Annotated in this window: 13 protein-coding genes and 2 pseudogenes; 6 read left to right on the forward strand and 9 right to left on the reverse strand. The window is 74.9% G+C overall.

The window, feature by feature from the left end; translation table 11 throughout:
* Together ABD317_RS19115 and ABD317_RS19120 are read right to left on the reverse strand one after the other, a co-directional pair.
* Window positions 1-1,476, reverse strand: a pseudogene (locus ABD317_RS19115) (hypothetical protein); the annotation flags it as partial.
* Between the two features lie 4 nt (window positions 1,477-1,480).
* Window positions 1,481-1,813 carry a trypco2 family protein gene (locus ABD317_RS19120; RefSeq protein ID WP_344291159.1) on the reverse strand — a complete coding sequence of 111 codons (333 nt, stop codon included), beginning with the start codon at window positions 1,811-1,813 and terminating at the stop codon, window positions 1,481-1,483.
* 561 nt (window positions 1,814-2,374) lie between these two features.
* Here ABD317_RS19120 and ABD317_RS19125 point away from each other — a divergent pair.
* The gene (locus ABD317_RS19125) at window positions 2,375-3,097 is read left to right on the forward strand and encodes a dienelactone hydrolase family protein (protein WP_344291160.1); all 723 of its coding nucleotides are present in this window, start codon (window positions 2,375-2,377) and stop codon (window positions 3,095-3,097) included.
* Window positions 3,098-3,437: 340 nt separating this feature from the next.
* Complete coding sequence (locus tag ABD317_RS19130; protein WP_344291161.1) at window positions 3,438-4,427, forward strand: glycoside hydrolase family 11 protein; 990 nt, start codon at window positions 3,438-3,440, stop codon at window positions 4,425-4,427.
* Between the two features lie 78 nt (window positions 4,428-4,505).
* On the opposite strand, the pseudogene ABD317_RS19135 reads toward ABD317_RS19130, so the two are convergent.
* Window positions 4,506-5,276 (reverse strand): annotated as a pseudogene (locus ABD317_RS19135) (GH12 family glycosyl hydrolase domain-containing protein); the annotation flags it as partial.
* Window positions 5,277-5,476: 200 nt separating this feature from the next.
* On the opposite strand from ABD317_RS19135, the gene ABD317_RS19140 reads away from it, so the two are divergent.
* The 4 genes from ABD317_RS19140 to ABD317_RS19155 all read left to right on the forward strand — a co-directional run bounded on the left by ABD317_RS19140 (window position 5,477) and on the right by ABD317_RS19155 (window position 8,501).
* Window positions 5,477-6,319: a class I SAM-dependent methyltransferase gene (locus ABD317_RS19140; RefSeq protein ID WP_344291162.1), complete on the forward strand. Its 843-nt coding sequence runs from the start codon at window positions 5,477-5,479 to the stop codon at window positions 6,317-6,319.
* Window positions 6,320-6,413: 94 nt separating this feature from the next.
* On the forward strand, window positions 6,414-7,073 hold the full coding sequence (locus tag ABD317_RS19145; protein WP_344291163.1) for a TetR/AcrR family transcriptional regulator: 660 nt from the start codon (window positions 6,414-6,416) through the stop codon (window positions 7,071-7,073).
* Window positions 7,070-7,717, forward strand: coding sequence for an ABC transporter ATP-binding protein (locus ABD317_RS19150; protein WP_344291164.1), 648 nt, complete (start codon window positions 7,070-7,072; stop codon window positions 7,715-7,717). The genes ABD317_RS19145 and ABD317_RS19150 overlap by 4 nt, the downstream gene beginning before the upstream one ends.
* Entirely contained in the window at window positions 7,704-8,501 is a 798-nt protein-coding gene (locus ABD317_RS19155) for an ABC transporter permease (RefSeq protein ID WP_344291165.1), read from the forward strand. Before ABD317_RS19150 ends, ABD317_RS19155 begins: the two co-directional genes overlap by 14 nt.
* A gap of 16 nt (window positions 8,502-8,517) precedes the next feature.
* Here ABD317_RS19155 and ABD317_RS19160 read toward each other — a convergent pair whose 3' ends face one another.
* The 6 genes from ABD317_RS19160 to ABD317_RS19185 all read right to left on the reverse strand — a co-directional run.
* A complete protein-coding gene (locus ABD317_RS19160) occupies window positions 8,518-10,062 on the reverse strand; it encodes a TRAFAC clade GTPase domain-containing protein (RefSeq protein WP_344291166.1) in 1,545 nt (514 codons plus the stop codon).
* A gap of 6 nt (window positions 10,063-10,068) precedes the next feature.
* Complete coding sequence (locus ABD317_RS19165) at window positions 10,069-12,513, reverse strand: GTPase-associated protein 1-related protein (RefSeq protein ID WP_344291167.1); 2,445 nt, start codon at window positions 12,511-12,513, stop codon at window positions 10,069-10,071.
* Window positions 12,510-13,697, reverse strand: coding sequence for a TRAFAC clade GTPase domain-containing protein (locus ABD317_RS19170; RefSeq protein ID WP_344291168.1), 1,188 nt, complete (start codon window positions 13,695-13,697; stop codon window positions 12,510-12,512). Before ABD317_RS19170 ends, ABD317_RS19165 begins: the two co-directional genes overlap by 4 nt.
* A complete protein-coding gene (locus ABD317_RS19175; RefSeq protein ID WP_344291169.1) occupies window positions 13,698-15,419 on the reverse strand; it encodes an Hsp70 family protein in 1,722 nt (573 codons plus the stop codon). It lies immediately after the preceding gene.
* Between the two features lie 2 nt (window positions 15,420-15,421).
* Entirely contained in the window at window positions 15,422-17,401 is a 1,980-nt protein-coding gene (locus ABD317_RS19180; RefSeq protein WP_344291171.1) for an AAA family ATPase, read from the reverse strand.
* The coding region (locus ABD317_RS19185; protein ID WP_344291172.1) for a hypothetical protein at window positions 17,398-18,712 on the reverse strand (1,315 nt) is incomplete at its 5' end. The genes ABD317_RS19180 and ABD317_RS19185, both read right to left, overlap by 4 nt.

Raw genomic sequence — 18,712 nt, forward strand, 5'->3', positions numbered from 1 at the left:
GCCGCCGGCCGCCGTCGCCACCGCCGCGGCCCCCGCCGCCTCGCCGTCGGCCGGCGCCCGCCCGGCGATGTCCAGCCGGACCGCCCACCGCCGGTTGTGCGCCCGGACGGTGTCGGCGGGCGAGCCGCCGACCGCGCTGGCGACCAGCTCCAGGAAGCGCAGCGCCGCCGGCAGCTCCTCGGTGCCCGTGCCCGCGCACACCAGGTGCACGAACGCCTTCCACGGCTCGTCGCAGTGCGCCGGCATCGCCGGCTCCGCGGCGCCGGCGGTGGCCCGGGCGTAGAGCGCGGTGACGGGGACGCCGTGGAGGTCGTCCTGCACCAGGACCCGCAGGGCCCCGCGCAGTCCGCCCCAGCTCTCGGCGCCCAGCAGCTCCAGGGCGCGGCACTCCTCGGCGAGAAAGCGGAGATCGCCGCCGGTGGCGTCCTCGTCAGCGTTCGATGCGGCGTACGACGCGGCGTACTCGGCGGCCAGCGCGGCGAAGCCGCCGGGGATAGGGGCGAGCCGGTCGACCAGGGCGGCGAGCAGGAAGGGGCCGTCGAGGGCGGCCACTTCGGGATCCCGGAGCGCGTCGGACAGCAGCCGCTCCAGCAGCGCGCGCCCGGGGCCCGCCGCCGCCAGCCGCTCGGCCCGCTCCAGCCGCAGCCGGATCGCGGCCAGCACCGTGCGCCGGCTGTGGGCCTCGCCGCGCCGGTGGCCCTGCCGCCGCCGGCGGAACTCCGGGTCCGCGGTCAGCCGGGTCACCGGCAGGACCCGGAGCCTGCGGGCGTTGCCCTGGTCGCTGCCCACGACCACACCGATCACCGCGCGCTCCGCGCCGACCAGCACCGCGGAGCCCGAGATGCCCGTCCAGCCCTCCGGGATCTCGGGCGCGTCCTCGGCGGCGACCTCGACCGTCCGCACGTCCGACCGGCTCAGGTTGGCCGGCCGCAGCCGTCCGCCGCACTGGTGCACGTCGTACGCGTGCCGCTCGCTGTGGAGGAACGCCGGGAAGCCGAAGACCTCGAACTCGGTGATGCTCGAACCCTGCCAGCCCAGCCGCGGCGGGCACCCGGGGTCGGGCGGCCGCCAGCCGGAGCCGGTCACCGCCAGGAGCGCGGCGTCGAGACCGGCCGGCTCGTCCTCCCCGGCATGCGGGGGACCGGCATCCGGGGGACCGGTGTGGAGCGGCAGCCCGCTCCACACGATCTCGCAGCGGTGCCAGGGCTGATGGGGCGGTACGTTCCCGCACCTGACCTCGATCGCCACCTCGTCGGCGTCCGGGCGGGCGGCGGGCCACAGCACGTGCGCCGCGGTCAGGACGAGGTCGTCGTCGAGCAGCCAGCCGGACCCGTGCCCGACGGGCTCGCCCCGGCCGTTCCGCAGACTGATCTCGACCAGCCGGTCCGGGGTCTGCGCGGCCCCGGCTACGGCGTCTGCGGCTTCGTCGTCCGCCGGACCGCCCTCCGGCGGTTCCGGCGGAAGCGCACCGGACACCCCGTCACCGCGCCGTGTCGCCGGTTCGGGGAGCGGGGCTGTTGCGCGGCCGGCCGGCGTCGTCCGCGACGTTGAGGGTGCCGCGCGGCTTCAGCGACACCACCAGCCGGGTGGCGTTGCGCCGGATCCGCGACCGGCCGCCCTTGGCGGTCACGTACCAGGACACCCCGCCTTCCACGCTGTCGCTCCGCTCGGCCTCGACGGCCAGTTCCACGCTGATGTCCTGGACGCTGAAGCCGATGCCCCTGCCCACCCCCTGGCGCTGCGCGGCCTCCAGATCCCGGCGCAGCGACTCGATGGCCTCGGTCAGTGTCAGCCGCTGTAAGTCCCGCCCCATTCGGTCCCCTTGGAGTACCCGCCCGGACTGCATGTGCGTACGTCAAGCTCTCATGCAGGCTGGCGCAGCGTGAGCCTTTCACGACACGAAGTGCCGCTCAGGTCTTACCCAGGTGACACGACCCTGACGCCCCCGCGGCCCCGCGGCGTCCGCCCGCGGCGCCGGGAGTACTCCGGGGACCCCGGTGTATCCAGGTAGCGCCCGTGCGGGAACAGGTGCCTGCCGGAGCGGACGCCGAGGAGGGATCCCATGAGGCCGTGATCGTGGAGTGGGACCGCGTCGGCACCGCCGGAGACGACCTGCCGTGACCCGGGGGAGCGGCCGGACACGGCCCTGCTGTTCGTCCCGCCGAGGGTGACCGGCGGGGCGGGGGTCGGCGGGGAGCGCGAAATCCCGTTGGCGGGCCGGGGCGGCCGTTGCTAGCCTCCCGGGGGCCGTGCACGACGACGAGGAGGTGGTACCCGTGAACGCAGTATCGGTACGGGTGCTCCCCTCCGGGGTCACGGCCGGGCGGTAGGTCGTCCGGGAGCGCCTTCACGCGCACTCCCGAAAGGCACGACCATGCACGTCACTTCCGAGCGGCGCCACGACGACGGCGTCCGCGAACGCGAGTTCACCCTCGGCGAGATCCCCGGCACCCTGTGGACGCCCGGGCCCGCGCCCGCCCCGCTGGTCCTGATGGCCCACAACAACGGCCTGCCCAAGGCCGACCCCCGGCTGGCGGCCCGGGCCCGGTACACCGCGGCGCGCGGCTACGCGGTGGCCACCATCGACGCCGACGGCTGCGGCGACCGTCCCCGTACCGCCGCCGACGAGCAGGCCCGCGCCGACCTCCGGCGGGCCGTGCAGGCCGGCGAGCCGGCCGACGAACTCCTGGAGTCAGTCGTCGGCCCGCTGGTCGAGAAGGCGGCCCCGGAGTGGCGGACCACCCTGGACGCCCTCCTCGAACTGCCCGGGATCGACGGCCCCGTCGGATACTCCGGGGGATGGGCCGCCCTCGGCATCCGGCTGGCGGTGACCGAGCCGCGCCTCGCGGCCGCGGGCTTCCACGCCGGGGGATACGTGCCCCGCGCCCAGCGCGAGGAGGCCCGGCAGGTCACCGTTCCGCTGCTCTTCCTGCTGCAGTGGGACGACGAAGCGAACCCCCGGCAACGCGCCCTCGACCTGTTCGGCGCCTTCGGCAGCAAGGAGAAGACGCTGCACGCCAACCCGGGAGGCCACACCGGCACCCCGTGGTTCGAGCTGGAGGACGGCTGCCGGTTCCTGGACCGGCACCTGAAGTAGCGCCGGGTTGCCGGGAGGCCGGTGAGCCGGACCTGCGCGTTTCCGAGGATTTTCGTAGATCACATCGAAAAGTTCGACTGCCTCGCCGGTGTGACGATCAAGGATTCGGCGAGATCCTTTGCGGAGGAAGCGGCTCCTGTTCCTTTGTGTCCAAGTGAGCAGCGGCGATACCGAATTGGGCGGCGTCGAAACTTGCGAAACTGCGGCAGAAACTGTTGACAGCCCCGTCCGGTCTGAGGCAACTTCTGTGACATCGGCAGGCGTTCGTCGCTGCCCATCCGCGTCACCGCACGTCACATCACGCTGTCTGTCCCTCTCCAGCCTTCGTCGAGGAGGAAGCATGGACATGCACCACGAACCCGCCCGCTCGCTCAGCCGAAGACGATTCGTCGCCGCCGGCGCCGGCGGCCTGGCCGTGGCGGCGGCGTCGCCGCTGCTGCTGCCCGGCACGGCGCACGCGCAGACGGTCACCACCAACCAGACCGGCACGCACAACGGCTACTTCTTCTCGTTCTGGACCGACAGCCAGAACACGGTCTCCATGACCATGGGGTCCGGCGGGCAGTACAGCACCTCCTGGCAGAACACCGGCAACTTCGTCTGCGGCAAGGGCTGGAGCAACGGCAGCCGCCGCAACGTGAGCTACTCCGGCAGCTTCAACCCGTCCGGCAACGGCTACCTCTGCCTCTACGGCTGGACCTCGAACCCGCTCGTCGAGTACTACATCGTCGACAACTACGGCTCCTACCGCCCCACCGGTGACAACCGGGGCTCGGTGAGCAGCGACGGCGTCACGTACGACCTGTACCACACGATGCGGTACAACGCTCCGTCCATCGAAGGCGACAACAAGACCTTCCCGCAGTACTGGAGCGTCAACCGCGGCAGGCGCACCGGCGGCACCATCAACACCGGCAACCACTTCGACGCCTGGGCCCGGGCCGGGATGAACCTGGGCAGCTTCAACTACTACATGATCATGGCCACCGAGGGCTACCAGAGCAGCGGCAACTCGAACATCACGGTGGGCGGCACCGGTGGTGGCGACGACAACCCCGGTCAGCCCGGGGGCTGCACCTCGACCCTGTCCGCGGGGGAGCGGTGGGGCGACCGGTACAACCTCAACGTCGCCACGTCCGGCTCCAGCAACTGGACCGTGACGATGAACGTCCCCTCACCCGCGAAGATCATCGCCACCTGGAACATCAGCGCCAACTGGCCCGATGCCCAGACGCTGGTCGCCCGCCCCAACGGCAACGGCAACAACTGGGGCGTGACCATCCAGGCCAACGGCAACTGGAACTGGCCCACCGTCTCCTGCAGCGCGTGACCGCGCTGCCGTGACGCCGGCGTGCCGCCGCCGCCCGCGGGGACGTACCGTGCCCGCGGGCGGCGGCCTGCACCGTCAGTTGACCGACGCCGAGAACGAGTTCACGCCGAGGCCGGTGCCGCCCTCCCAGGGCTCGAAGCCCGCCTGGACGCTGGTCAGGTACCACTGGTCCGTGGCCAGCCCCGCGTCGATCGCCCGGTCGATGAAGTCCCTCAGGTCGAAGGTGAGGCTGTGGACCGTGGCGGGCGCGACGAAGGAGATCACGTCGTTCGCCCCGTTGCTGCCCCGCCACACCTCCCAGGTGTGGCCCGCGACCTGGGCGGTGCCGACCGGTGAGCCGATGGGCTGGATCGGCCCGACGCGGTTGAGCCAGATCATGATCTCGGTCCGGTTCACCCCGTTGGTCCGCGGCTCCGGGTCCAGCCAGATGTCGAACGAGGCGTTGTAGACGGCGTTGTCGACGTAGGAGTAGGAGACCTGGCTGGGCGCGCTGGAGATCGACCCGATCTGCCGCGGCAGGTTGCTGCCCGGCGAGCAGTTGGAGTAGTGGCAGCCGAGGTAGACCGACGGGTACGACTTCGGGGCGCCGTTGGTGGGGGCGCTGCCGTCCGCCCGCGTGATGCGGAAGCCGCTGTCGGTGGTGGTGATGCACTGCGTCTGGTCCGTGCCCCAGGCGTTGTTCTGCACCACGTACCTGTTCTGGATCGTCGTGGTGCCGTACTTCTCGCAGATCTCCGCCTGGGCGGCGGCCGGGGACGCCTCGGCGGTCGTCAGGGACGCGGTCAGGGAGCCGAGGGCGAGGAGGGCCGCCGCTCCGAGGGCGCGTATACGGGGCTTCACTGATCTCATATCCGTGGTGCTCCTTCAGGTGGGGGACTGTGGGAGCGCTCCCAGTCGTGGAGACGATAGAAGGCGCCGAGGCGGTTGACAAGGGTCGCCGCCGCCCCTGCCCCGGGCGTGCTATAAAAATGGAAATCATTATCGATAACGCCGGTCGTGCGCCGAAGACCCGGCCCCGTGACCCGCCGACCCGCACGCAGGAGGCACCCGTGACCCGACACCGCATCGACCTGGGCCCGGTCCAGGAGACGTTGCTGATCCCCCTCTACGGACGCGCCGTGGAGAACGGCAGGGCCGAGCCCGCCCTGCGGGACCCGCGGGCCGAGGAGATCGTCGCCTCGCTCGCCTATGACTTCGCCCGCTTCGACGGCCTGGCGAGCCTGACCGGCACGGTGCTGCGCACCGCGCTGTTCGACCGGTGGGTGCGGGAGTTCCTCGCCGCCCACCCGGACGGCACCGTGGTCGAGATCGGCACCGGGCTCAACACCCGTTTCGAGCGCGTCGACAACGGTACCGCGCGCTGGCTGGAGTTCGACCTGCCCGACGTGATCGAGCTGCGCCGGACGCTCTTCGCCGACACCGGCCGCCGCCGGATGCTCGCCGCCTCGGTGACGGACGGCTCGTGGGCGGACGAGGCGGTCGCGCTGGGCGGCGCGGGGCCGTACTTCCTCGCCGCCGAGGCGGTGCTGCCGTTCCTGCCGGAGGCGGAGGTGCGCCGGGTCGTGGACCTGGCCGGCGCCCGGTTCCCCGGCGCCCTGCTGGCCCTGGACACCGCGGGCCCGGGGATCGTCGGCACGCAGGAGTCGCACGACGCGCTGAGCAAGGTCGAGGCCCGGATGCGGTGGGCGTGCGCGGACCCCGCGGAGGTGGCCGGCTGGCGCCCCGGCGCCCGGGTGCTCGACTCGCACACGCTCACCAGCCTGCCGGAGCCCATGCGCCGGGCGCTGCCCGCCGAGTACCGGGAGATGCTCGCCGGGCTCGCCGAGCAGGGCCTGCCGCAGGTCGAGGAGTACCGCCTGAACCTCCTGCGCCTGCCCGGCCGGAGCCTCTGAGGCGGCGGCCGGAACCGGGATTTGACCAGGGGTTTCCCATGCCTCCTCCGGGCCTGCTTGCCGTGGTGCTGAACAGTCGTTTAGCATGCTGTACATGCGTTCAATCCCTGACGACCGCACCGCACGGGCCGCCATCCGCGACGAGGCGCTGCGGCTGTTCGCCGAGCGGGACCCGGATGCGGTGAGCGTGCGGCAGGTCGCCGCCGCCGCCGGGGTGTCGCCGGCGCTGGTGGTGCACCACTTCGGCGGGAAGGACGGGCTGCGCCGCGAGGTCGACGCGTACGTGGTGGCGACGTTCGAGGCGCTGCTCGGCGAACTGACCGGCGAGGGGTCGGCGATGCTGACCGACCCCGCGGCGGGCGGGACGCTGTCCGAGGCCCTGCTGCGGCACCTGCCCGCGGACCTGCCCCTGGGCGCCTACCTGCGGCGCCTGCTGCTGACCGGCGGCGAGGCGTCCCGCGCCCTGTTCCGCGGCCTCTTCGAGCTGAGCGGGCGGACCCTGGCCGCGCTGGCGGAGGCCGGGGTGGCAGCGCGCGGCCGGGACCCGGAGGTGCGTGCCGCCTTCCTGCTCGCCAACGACCTGGCCGTGTTCCTGCTGCGCGACCACCTGACCGGGGTGCTGGGCACGGACCCGCTGTCGGAGGAGGGCGTCGTGCGCTGGGCGCCGGAGATGCTCGCGATCTACGGCGGCGGGCTCCTGGCGACGCCGGAGGAGGAGCCGGAACGGGAGCCGGAAGAGGAGGGAACCGCGTGACCACCCGGACGGAGACCGCGCTGCAGGCGCGGGACGTGCACAAGGCGTACGGACGGCACCGCGTGCTCCGCGGCGCCGACCTCACGGTACGGCGGGGCGAACTCGTCGCCGTCGTCGGCGAGAACGGCTCCGGCAAGTCCACGCTGCTGAAGGCGCTGGCCGGCATCCAGCCGCCGGACCGCGGCGAGGTCCGCGTCCACGGCCGGCTCGGCTACTGCCCGCAGGAGCCGGTGCTCAGCCCCAGCCTGACCGCGGAGCAGCACCTGCGCTACTTCGCCGCCGCCTACCGGCTGCCCGGCACCGAGCGCGGCCTGGAGCTGCTGCGCGAGCTGGGCGGCGAGCGGTATCTGCGCACCTCGGTGGGCGAGATGTCGGGCGGCACCCGCCAGAAGGTCAACCTCGCCCTCGCCCTGCTCCACGACCCCGACGTGCTGCTGCTCGACGAGCCGTACCAGGGCTTCGACTGGGAGACCTACCTGCACTTCTGGGACCTCGTCCAGACCCTCCGCGACCGCGGCAGGGCGATCGTGGTGATCACCCATCTCGTGTTCGAACAGGAGCGGTTCGACCAGCTCGCCGAACTCGTCGACGGCCGGATCCGCCCCCGCGCCCACCACCCGGAGGACGACCATGTCCGCGCCTGACACGACGCCGGCCCCGGGCTACGGGCAATTCCCCACCGCGCTGCGCTTCTCCCTGCGCAACCAGGTCCGCAACCGGATGGCGGCGCTGCTGCTGGTGGGCTTCGTCCCCGTCTGGTTCGCCGCCATGCGCGCCATGGCCGCCGGCGAGGACAAGCCGCTGCACTTCAGGCTCTTCGCCACCGGCGAGACGCTCGTCGTCGACGCCGCCGACCTGACGCTGATCACCGCCGGGCTCAACGCCCTCACCATGATCACGGGCTTCGCCGTCTTCGACGCCGTACGCAGGACCCTGGTCTTCGACCGCCGCCTGGTCTTCGCCGGCTACCGGCAGTCCCGTCTCGTCGGCGCCAAGTCCCTGTCCATCGCCCTGGTCAGCGCCGCCGTCGCGACGTACACCGCGGTGGTGCTGCTCGCCTACTGGCGGCCCGGCCCCGCGGGCTGGTCGGCGATCCTGGCCGGCTTCACCGTCATGGCGCTCACCTACGGCGCCTTCGGGCTCCTGCTCGGCGTGCTGGTCAAGAACGACCTGGAAGGCTTCTTCCTGATCATCATGGGCGGGCTGCTGGACACGTTCCTGCAGAATCCGCTGGGCAACCCGCTGGCCAACGAGCCGGTACTGCAGTGGCTGCCCTCCTTCGGCCCGACGCAGTTCGCCGTCGCCGGCGCCTTCGACCACAGCGCGCTGTGGGCGCACCTCGCCCTCGGCCTGCTCTGGGCGGCCGGCTTCACCGCCGCCGGCCTGCTCGTCTTCCGCCTCCGCACCCGCCGCCGGCGCGGCCGGTGAGCCGCACCCGGCGGCCTCACTCGTCCAGACACCAGTCGACGAACACCGGAATGCTGGGGTCCACGCGCCCCTCCGCGTCCGCCACCGCCGCCGTGCAGAAGAACCGCACCTCGCCGAACTCCAGCTCCATCGACTCCACCAGGTTCCGCAGCCCCAGCCGCTCGCACAGCCAGCCCCGGACCGCGGCGCTGTCGTCCGGGCGCTCGGGCAGCAGGGCGGGCTGCCCGGTGAGCAGGTCGCGCTTGCTGACGGCGACGCCGAGCCGGGCCCGGTCCAGCCGGGCGCCCATGGTGCGGGTCGCCGTGACCGCGTGGGCGAACACGTCCTCCGGGTCGACCGTCGAGGCCAGCGTGCGGTCCACCCGCGGGCCCGCCGGGTCGAGGCGGGTCCAGAACTCCGCGACGGACATCGGGTCGAGGACGAGGACGAAGGTGCCGGCCTCGCGGACGTAGCGCAGCGCGTCGGTCTCCTCGCGGTTCAGGAACCGCTCCCCGGCCGTGTCGAAGATGTGGACGAGGCGTTCGCCGCGGCCGCTGCCGCGCACCAGGGAGTGGGCCCGGGGCAGCGCCTTCTGGGTGGGGCGGGGGTGGCCCTGGATCACCAGGACGTCGGTCAGCACCCGCTGGCTGGCGCTCGTCTCGGGATCCGCGAGCCGGACCGCCGGTCCGCCGCCCGCCGCCGCGTCCTCCATCGCCTTCACCATCGCCGCCATCAGCTGCGTCTTGCCCGCGGCCCGGCCGCCGACCAGCGGCAGGATCAGCTCGGGCATGTGCCCGGCGTCCGGGTTCATGGGCCTGCCGCAGGCCGGGTGGACGCAGAAGCCGCTCAGCCGGGCGTCCCTGCCCATCAGCATCAGCAGCGTCGGCATCCGGGCGGAGCAGGCGCACCGGCGCCGGAAGAGCCCGAAGGTGCCCGGCCGGATGTCCACGTGCCGGCGCCGGCAGCTCGCGCGGGGGCACTCGTACTGCGGATACGGGACCCGCTCGAAGCAGCTGGGGCAGAGCATGCCGCGCGGCAGCCCGCGCAGGACCAGCACCGTCCGGTCCGCGGCCCGCAGGGTGAGCGCGGTCAGCCGGGCGCCGCCCGCCAGCAGCGCCACCCCGAGCGCCTGGACGCCGAACAGCAGCCCCAGCAGGGGCGCGCCGAGGACGGCGCCGGCGCCGAGGCCGACGAGGAGGGTCACGCCGTACGGCACCGAGACGGCCCGGTGCACGGTCGGCGCGGTGAACTGGGCGGCGGCCACGCGCCGGCAGGCGTCCGCGACCGTGCGGACGTACAGCCGCCGCCCCAGGGTGAGGAGCTGGCGCAGGTCGCGGGTGGCGGGGCCGTAGAAGTAGGTGCGGTAGGCCGTCTCCTCGGCGGGGCGGTACGGCGGGAGGGTGACGAACTCGGGGGTGCGCCGGCGCAGCACCCCGTCCAGCAGCCGGGCGTAGCGCCAGACCAGTTCGCTGAGCAGGGCGAGGGCGCGCAGGGCGGCGATGAACGGCGCGACGAACAGATAGAGCAGCAGCAGGGCCAGGTAGACGGCCGGGACGAGGACGAACATCACGATGTCGGACACCGGCGGTCACCCCCGCTCCGGCCGGGAGCCGTCCGGGGGCCGCCGCCGGCTCCGCCGGCGGCTCCACTTCTGCAGCCGGCCGAGCCGCTGCTCGGCGTGCTCCGCGTAGGCGCCGGCGAGTTCCGAGCCGCAGCGCTTCAGCGCGCGGGACATCCGCTCCAGCTGCGGGGCGGACCACCGCCCGGTGAGGTGCAGGTGCACCGCCTCGACGAGTTCCCGGTGGCCGTGCGCCATCCGGGCCCGGGCGCCGTAGGCCGCGAGGAGACCGGTGAGATGGCTGAACAGCACGTCGCCGACGGCGGACGAGGACAGGGTGGCCCGGTGCACGGCGCGCAGGTAGCCGTCGGCGGTCGAGTGGTCGAACTCGCCGATCTCCGCGGCCAGCAGGCGCGGGTCGGCGGGCAGCCGGAGCATGGCGGGGACGAGCCGGTGGCGCTTCAGCGCGAGCGTCGGCGCCCAGGCGTCGATCTGCGGAATCCGGAAGGCGCGGGCGAGCGCGGTGGCCTCGGTGGCCGCGCCCAGCGCCGCGTCCAGTTCGAGCGTGATCCGTACGCACTCCTGGGTGACCGGCTTCAGCCAGGCGTAGCGGCGGGGCGCGGCGAGCACGGCGCACAGCTCCAGGCAGGGCCGCAGGGCGCGCTCGTCGTCGATCGGCTGCTTCACCGAGCGGTCGAACCACTCGGCGACCGCGTCGCCCGGCGGCCGGTCCGCGGGCAGCCGGCGGGCGATCTCGGTCGCCTCCCCGTGCCGCCAGGCCGGCGACGGCCGCCGCCACAGCCCGCGCAGCAGCTCCGCGTCCGGCGCGGGCTCGCCGCGTACCGCCAGGATCCGGAAGAGCAGGTCGACCGTGCGCGCGGGGTTCCGCTCGGCCTGCGCTCGCCAGTAGTGCTCCAGCAGCCGGGGCTGGCCCTCCAGGTCCTTCTCCTCCAGCAGTTGGGCGGGGAACTGGGCGAAGAGCTGCTCCTGACCGCCCCGCGCCTCCAGCGCCTCCCGCACCGCGGCCGCGAGCGCGGCCCGGAACTCCGGGAGGACGCGGACCAGGTACGCGACGTCCTGCTCCAGCGCCGCCCCCGCGCCCGGGACGCCGAGGAGGGCGCGGGCCGCGTCCCGGCTCTCGGCCGCGAGCACCTCCGCCGGCACGTCGAGCCGCGCCCCCGCCGCCCACAGCAGCAGCCGGACCCGCCGGCGGGTCGTGGTGGCCTCGCCGAGCAGGCTGTGCCACAGCGCCGTGCCCTCCGCCCGCTCGGCGGGGTCGGTGAGCGGCACGGGATCCGGCGCGTCCGGCGCGCCGGACGCGTAGGCGCGGATCCGGGAGCGGTGGAGCCGGCCCTCCAGCTCCCGGTGGAGCGCGGTGTCGCCGCCCGCCCGGGCGGCGGCGCTCAGCACCGCCAGCCGGTCGTCGTCCAGCTCCCGGTGCTTGTCGTGGATGTCCGCCGCCACCGCCGCCCGGCGCGGCCCGAGGTGGTCCGCGCCGGGCAGCCAGTCGATCACCGCGCGGACGTCGGGGCCGGCAGGCCCGACGCCGCCGGCCGCCGCGGCCGCCGCCACCGGGGCGTGCCAGTCGGCGGGGTGCCGCTCCTCGCCGTCCGTGTACTCGGCGGTCCAGGACCACACCGAGCGCACCGAGCCGACCCCGATCCGGGTCAGCAGGTGCACCAGGGGAGGGGCGGGCACGACCTCCGGGAACCGGCCCGCGGAGAAGTCGAAGACCGTGTACGACTCCCCGTCGTCGGGGCCGAACGCGAGGTCCGCCCCGGGCACCGAGCCGATCAGGTGCAGGCGGCTGCGGGCGGGGCGGAAGACGTAGGTGGCGAAGGACAGGGAGCGGGCCGTCGCGGGCGGCAGCAGGTACGAGACCGCCGCGAACCAGTGCGCGATCCGGTCGGTCGACTCGTCGACCACCACCACCGAGCCGTCCTCGGCGAGCGCCGCGAACACCGCGGCCAGCAGGGCGGGCAACTGCTCCGCGTGCGGGTGCGCGCGCAGGAAGGCGCGTACGGAACGGGGGGACAGCGGGCCGCGCGGCAGGGGCGCGGACAGCTCCGGGATCTCGGTGGTCGCGGCGACCCGGGACGTCCACAGCGGGGAGTCCCACAGCTCGATCGCCAGCAGCCCGCCGCTGTCCCGGGTGAACTCGCCCTCGGTGTGCAGGGCGTGGGCGAAGTAGTTGCCGAAGCGGCGCGCCGAGTCCCGGCCGGCGTACCGCACGCACAGCGTGGTCACGCCGCCCGGCCGGCCGGGGGTGTGGCAGAGGTTGACGGGGCAGCGGGCCAGGAGCTCTGCGGTGTCCGACTCGACCAGGGCGCGCGGGGGTTCGTACCCGGCCAGCCCCTCCACCCGGTGCCGGGTCTCGGCCGACACCCCCTCGCTCACCGCGTTGAACTGGAAGCCGGCGGAGCCGCTGAGCCCGTGTTCGCAGGAGGTGTAGTAGAGCTGCTGGAAGCCGCTCATCCCCGGCCCGCCTTCGGCACCGAACCGAACTCGCTGAGCAGCCACAGCAGCGGGTCCGCGACCCGGTAGGGCTGGATGCCGGTGTCGGCGACCCGGGCGTCGGGGGTGGCGCTGCGGCCCAGCGAGGAGACGCCGAAGTAGCGGTAGCGGGCGAAGGTGTTCTCCAGCGACTGGTCGATCGGCACCCCGTCCCAGTCCTTGAGCAGCCGGCGCACCTCCTCGTGGACGCTGAGGCTGTCGCCGACCTCGAAGCGGCCGCGCGCGGGCGCGTGCGACCGCAGCGGGCTGCCGTTCTCCAGCAGGTGCCAGAAGGCGTCCATCTTGGAGAAGACCACGGCGATCGGGGTGTCGATGCGCACGGCCCGGCCGCCCCGGGCGGCCAGCAGCATGCTGCTCACCCGGCTCAGCAGGCTGATCGGCGGGTCGATGCCGTCGAGGCCGGGCAGCGCGGTGCCCGGTGCCGCCAGGTCCCGGGCGCCCGGCATCTGGAGCGGGTCGAGCAGCAGGATGATGCCGTCGGCGTTGGTCAGGTAGCGGGTGTTCAGCTCGACGCTCTCCCGGCTGTTGAAGTCCTCGCCCGCCGTGTCGAAGAACGACAGCACGGTGTGCTGCGGCCGCTCCCCGAAGAGCCTCCTGCGGCGCAGCCCGAAGCGGAACACCAGGGGTTCGACCCGGTTGGCGTTGGTGGTCGCGGTCTGCGTGGGCGGGAACATCCGCCGGTCCCGGTAGAGCCGGTCCTCGTACTCGGAGCCGTAACGGCGCATGGTGGCGTCGTCCAGGCCCATCAGCGCGGCGCCGAACGCCTCGCCGACCCGGTGGCGCATCTCGTGCAGCAGCACGGTCATGTAGATGGTCTTGCCGGAGGACCGGGCGCCCACCATGGCGATCAGCCGGTTCTCCACCATGCCGAACTGCACCGGCAGTTCGACGTGGCAGACCGGGCAGATGCGGTACGTCGTCTCGCCGTCGCAGTCCGGGCAGACCGCCGTCGGCCTGCGGCCGTCGGCGGCGAAGTCCGGCCCCACGTCGTGGCTGGGGCGGCGGCCGAAGCGCTCGTCGAGGACCGGGTCGCGGCGGCGCCGGCACTGTCTGCCGGTGCGGCTGAGCCGGCTGTGGCAGCGGAACCGGATCTCCCGCGGGACGAGCGTCTCGTAGCAGTAGGGGCAGGTGAGTCTTCTGGCCATTCAGGTCACTCGCAGCCGGTGCAGCGCCGTGGGGCGGATGTCGATGTCGGGTTCCCGGTCCCCGCCCCGGTCGCGGTCGCGATCCCGGCCGGACGCGGGGCCGTCGGCGGGGAAGCAGACGAGCCAGGACGGCCCCCGGGTGCCGGGCAGCGGGAACTCCACGGTGAGCGGGGTGCCGGCCGGGAGGCGCTGGGCGGGGACCTCGTACAGGACGGTTCCCTCGGCCGTGCTGGTGGGGCGGTAGCGGCCGAGTCCGTGGACGATCCGGAGCGCGGGGAGGTCGCAGCCGGTACGGGCCGTGAAGGTGACCGTCGCGACGCGGCCGCCGGTGAGCCGGCGGCGCAGGGACGGCTCGTACTCGACGATGGGCGGTTCGGCCGGGACGCGCAGGGCGGCGGCGCCCTCGGTGTCGACGGCGGGGTCGGGGACCAGGGCCTCGACGGTGAGCGTGACGGCGCCCCGGCCGACGTGGAGGTCCAGCCCGCCGTCGTGTTCGTAGACGCGGCGCTGGCAGCGGATGTCGCCGTCGCGCGGCCCGTCGCCGGTGGCCGCCGCGTCCTCGCGGCGCCAGCGGACGCGCGCGGTCAGGGCGGAGTCGGGCCAGGCCCAGAGGACGAGGAGGTGGTCGTCCCGGCGCATGGCCTGGAGTTGTGTGACGGGTACGGAGTGGAGGGCGCCGGTCTCCGGGGCGGGCGCGGGCTCCGGTCCGGGGGCCGGTCGCGGTTCCGGCCGCGGGGCGGGCTCCGGCTCCGGCCGGGGTCCCGGTTCCGGTGCGGGCTCCGGCTCCTGCGCCGGTTCCGGTCCGTGCTCCGGCTCCGGTCCGGGCTCCTGCTCCTGCGCCGGTTCCGGCTCGCGCTCCGGCTCCGGCCCGGGCTCGGTGCCGGCACCGGTGGGCGCGGTCGGCACCTCCGCGGGCGCCGCGCCGTCTTCGTGCCGTCCGGCCGCCCCGGCCGGGGCGGGGCCGGTCCGCCGGGGCTCGGGGTCGTCGGGCGGCTGCCTCCAGGCGTGCGGCTCGGGGTCTTCCAGAGGGGCGGAGAACCCGGTACGCGCCGGCGCCGGGCCGGTCGTGACGCGCAACGGACCGAAGTCGTCGTCCAGCCGCAGGAGGCCGTGGACGACGGCCAGTTCGGGATCGGTGCAGCGGACCGTCACCCCCCGGGCCCCGGGCAGGCTCTCGATCTCCTCGCGGTGGCCGGGTGCGGCGTAGTGCTCCCCGGACAGGAGCACGGCGTCCGGCAGCGTCTCGGCCAGCACCCGGGCCACGGCCGGGAGCGCGCGGTCGGCGGCCGGATCCTCGGTGTGCGTGCTGACGACGCGGACCGTCAGGTTCGGCGCGATGTCCAGGACGGTCAGGGCGACCGCCGCGGCGGTCCGGTCGACCACCAGGACCGTACGGCGTACGCCCTCGCTGATCGCGCCGTAGTGCACGGCCGCCGCGACCGGTTCCGGCACGATCCGCCCGACGGTGAGACCGGCGCCCTCGAGGGCGCTGCGCAGCCGGGCCTCGGCCCCGCGGCCGGCGGACGCGGGCAGGCCGAACACGGCCTCCTCGCCGGCGGTCCCGGCGGCCCCGGCGGCGCCTGCCGTCAGCACCGCCAGCGCGGCGGCCGGGTCGGCGACGCCGTCCGCGTCCTGAAGGTCCGTGACCGTCATCTCCGGGCGGCCGTCCGGGCCGGTCCGGCCGATCCGGGCCACGCGGTGGCCCAGGGCGATACCGAGCATGTTCAGCGCTCCCCTTCCCCGGTCCTGACCCACGCGGTGCCGTCGGCGTCGACGCCGAGCCGGAGCCGGCTGCCCGGGGCGGGCCTGCGGGCCAGGAAGTGGGTGACGACGGCCGCCCGCAGCCGCTCCATCTCGTTGCGGATCTGGCGCCCGCCGTACGCCTGGTGCTCCGGGTCGCTCATCCGCTCCGTGATCCAGGGGTGCAGCGAGTCCGTGTCGGGCACGAGGACGACCCGGTGGCGCTCGCGGACGGACTCCGCGAGCTGGCCCAGCAGCCGGTCGGCGATCTTCACGATGTGCTCGCGGCGCAGCATGTCGAAGACGACCACGCCGGGCTTGAGCCGGCCGTAGATCTCCGGCCGGCCGATCTGCCGGAACTTCTCTTCCACGGCCCGGGTGAAGTGCGCCTCCAGCACGCCGTACGGCAGGTCGTCGTCGCCTTCGTACAGCAGGTCCTGGACGGCCTCCGCACCGGTGTTGGAGGTGAAGATGATCAGGCACTGGGAGAAGTAGGCGGTCTGGCCGCGGCCGTCGGTGAGGCGGCCGTCCTCCAGGATCTGCAGGAACTTGTCCAGCACCCGGGGGTGCGCCTTCTCGATCTCGTCGAAGAGGAGGACGCTGAACGGCCGTTCCCGGACCCGCCGGGTCAGCTCCCCGCCCTGCTCGTGGCCGATGTAGCCGGGCGGGGCCCCCGCGAGCCGCTCGGCCGCGTGCTCCATCCGGTACTCGCTCATGTCGAAGCGGGCGTACGCGCTCTGGTCGCCGAACATCAGCTCGGCGACGGCCTTGGCGAGTTCGGTCTTGCCCACGCCGGTCGGGCCGACGAAGAAGAACGCGCCGCGCGGGCGGGCGGTGCCGGAGCCGCCGAAGTCGACGCCCACGAACGCGGCCTGGAGCGCGGCGGCCACCGCGTCGACGGCCTTCCGCTGCCCGACCACCCGGGTGCCCAGCACGTCGGCCGCGCGGGCGACGGTCTCCCGGTCCAGCTGGGTCCACGGGTCGACGCTCACGTTCAGCCGGTGCACCTCCAGCAGCTTGTCCGGCTTCTGCACGGGGGCGTCGCGCAGCCACGACGTCCGCGCGAGGGCGTCGATGTCCCAGCCGGACATCCCGTCGGTCGCGCCGACCAGCGCCTCCACCTCGTTCCGGGTGGCGTCGGCGGCGCCGTTGAAGCGGTCCCGCAGCCAGGTCAGCCACAGCCGGCGCTCGCCCGGGTCCGGCGGGCCGATGTGCAGGGTGGCGATCCGGGGGTCCTCCAGGTGGAACCAGCCGGGCAGCCGGCCGACGTCGCCGACCGCGCAGAGCACGGCGTTGCGGGCGTGCGGCCGGCGGTCCGGGGGAGCGGCGCGGGGGGTCACGGCGTCGGCCATCGCCGCGCGCAGCCGCAGATAGCCGGCGTTCGACTCCGGCCGGCCGGGCGGGAGATGGTGGTCGACGTCCTGGAAGACGAAGGCCGTGGCGGTGTCGGGCGAGGCGACGACGCGGTGCACGGCGGCGACCACGTCGTCGAACGACCACCCGGCGGCGGCCCGGCGCGGGGCGAGCAGACCGGCGCGGTCCCGCTCGCGTTCGGCGCCGCGCCGGGTGCGCGGCTCGCCGCCCGGCCGCTCCCCACCGCCGGCGGGCCGGCCGCTGTTCCCGGCGGCCGTACGGGGCCGGTCCGCCGCCAGCTCCGCGAAGCGTTCCGCGTGGTCCGGCAGCGGGAAGGTGAGTCCGGCCACCGGATCCCACCAGCCCACCACGTCGGCGCCGCGGGCCTCCAGCACCCCCGCGACCACCGCCCGGAAGTCGGCGGGCGCGTCGTCGAACCACCAGCGGTCCCGGATCTGCCCGCTGAGGACCACCTGGCGGCCGCGCCGCAGCTCCCAGCCGAGCGACACCGCCCACAGGGGCATCATGCCGTCGGCGGTCACCGGCCCCGGCGCGCCCGCGTCCTCGTCGCGGCCCTCGTCGCCGCTCTTCGTGAAGTCGACCGCGGTCACGGCGCCGTCCACCTCCAGGAGGTGTCGTGCGGCAGCGGCTCGGCCCGCCGGTCCGGCGGCTTGCCGTCCCAGGTCAGCTCGCCCGGTACGAAGCCGTCGTCGCCGCCCAGCGAGCCGTGCACGCGCTCCAGCAGCGCCTCGGTGGCGTCGCACACCGCCTCGGCCCCGGGCGCGGACAGCGTCACGTCCGGCTCGCCCGCCACGTGGTAGACGAGGACCGGGGTGCCGTCGTCCTCGCTGGCGACCGTCGCCTCGTACGCGGCTCCGGTCGGCCGCGTGAAGTGCAGCCGGAAGCTGTCGCCTTCGCTCTCCCCGCCCTCGAAGGCGAAGCCCTCGTCGGTCATGGCGTCCTTGAGCGCCGCCACCAGGTCGCGGCGCCGCTCGTCGGCCAGCTCCAGCTCGTCCAGCCGGCGTTCGGCGTCGGGCAGCAGCCGCTCGACCCCGGCGACCGCCGCGAGCGCACCGGCCGCCGAGCGGGCGGCGAGCGCCTCGGTGGCCGTGCGCAGGGCGTCCGCGACGTCGTCGGCGATCTCCGGGGCGCCCAGGTCGGCGGCGGTGTCCACGACGCCCTCGGCCGCGGGGCGTACGGCGTCGAGGCGTTCCGCGGCCTCCGCGAGCGCCAGTTCCAGCGCCGCCTCCACGGCCTCGGCGCGCTCGCGCTCCGCGGCTTCCGCCCGCACCGTCTTCGCTTCCGTCTCCGCTCCGGCCTCCGCTTCCGCTTCCGCCGCCTCCTCTGCCGCCTCCTCTCCCGCGCGCGGCGGCGCCTCGCCGGCCTCCCGCGCGGCGGCCTCCCGCGCCTGGCCGACCGCCGCCGCGTGCCGGGCGAAGGCGTGTTCTGCGGTGCCGCGCAGCGCCTCGAAGCGGACCCGCCGGACGGCCGCGGCGGCGGCGCGGAACTGGTCGCGCAGGTCGGTGCAGCGCCGGTGGCCGTCCGGGTCGAGGGCGGCGCCGTCCGCCCCGGCCGCGGCGAAGCGGCGCTCCAGCCCGGCGAGTACGGCGGCGCCGTCCTCCGTACCGGCCGCGCCGGCCTCCGGGGGGCCCAGGCTCACGACCCGGCCGCGCAGCTCCTCCACCGCGCCGCCGAGCTGCTCGCCGCGGGCCGCCCGCTCCCGCAGGCCGGCCCACCGCCCTTCCAGGTCGTCGAGCCCGGCCGGGGCGCCGGACCGCCGGGCCTCGTCGAGGAGGGTCCGCACCTCGTCGAGACCGCGCTCGTCGGCGCGGCTCTGCTCGGCCCGCGCCCGTGCCCGTGCGGCGTCGCGCTCGGCGTCCCGCCGGGCCGTGCGCTCGGCCTCCCGGCGGGCGACCTCCTCC

It is taken from the genome of Streptomyces synnematoformans (genome assembly GCF_039531005.1).
Classification (GTDB): Bacteria; Actinomycetota; Actinomycetes; order Streptomycetales; family Streptomycetaceae; genus Streptomyces; species Streptomyces synnematoformans.

Excerpts from the sequence above, each read along its gene's own strand:
- ABD317_RS19170 (WP_344291168.1), bottom strand. The coding sequence starts at position 13,697 with ATGGCCAGAAGACTCACCTGCCCCTACTGCTACGAGACGCTCGTCCCG.
- ABD317_RS19175 (WP_344291169.1), bottom strand. The coding sequence starts at position 15,419 with ATGCTCGGTATCGCCCTGGGCCACCGCGTGGCCCGGATCGGCCGGACC.
- ABD317_RS19145 (WP_344291163.1), top strand. The coding sequence starts at position 6,414 with ATGCGTTCAATCCCTGACGACCGCACCGCACGGGCCGCCATCCGCGAC.
- ABD317_RS19165 (WP_344291167.1), bottom strand. The coding sequence starts at position 12,513 with ATGAGCGGCTTCCAGCAGCTCTACTACACCTCCTGCGAACACGGGCTC.
- ABD317_RS19130 (WP_344291161.1), top strand. The coding sequence starts at position 3,438 with ATGGACATGCACCACGAACCCGCCCGCTCGCTCAGCCGAAGACGATTC.
- ABD317_RS19155 (WP_344291165.1), top strand. The coding sequence starts at position 7,704 with ATGTCCGCGCCTGACACGACGCCGGCCCCGGGCTACGGGCAATTCCCC.
- ABD317_RS19125 (WP_344291160.1), top strand. The coding sequence starts at position 2,375 with ATGCACGTCACTTCCGAGCGGCGCCACGACGACGGCGTCCGCGAACGC.
- ABD317_RS19120 (WP_344291159.1), bottom strand. The coding sequence starts at position 1,813 with ATGGGGCGGGACTTACAGCGGCTGACACTGACCGAGGCCATCGAGTCG.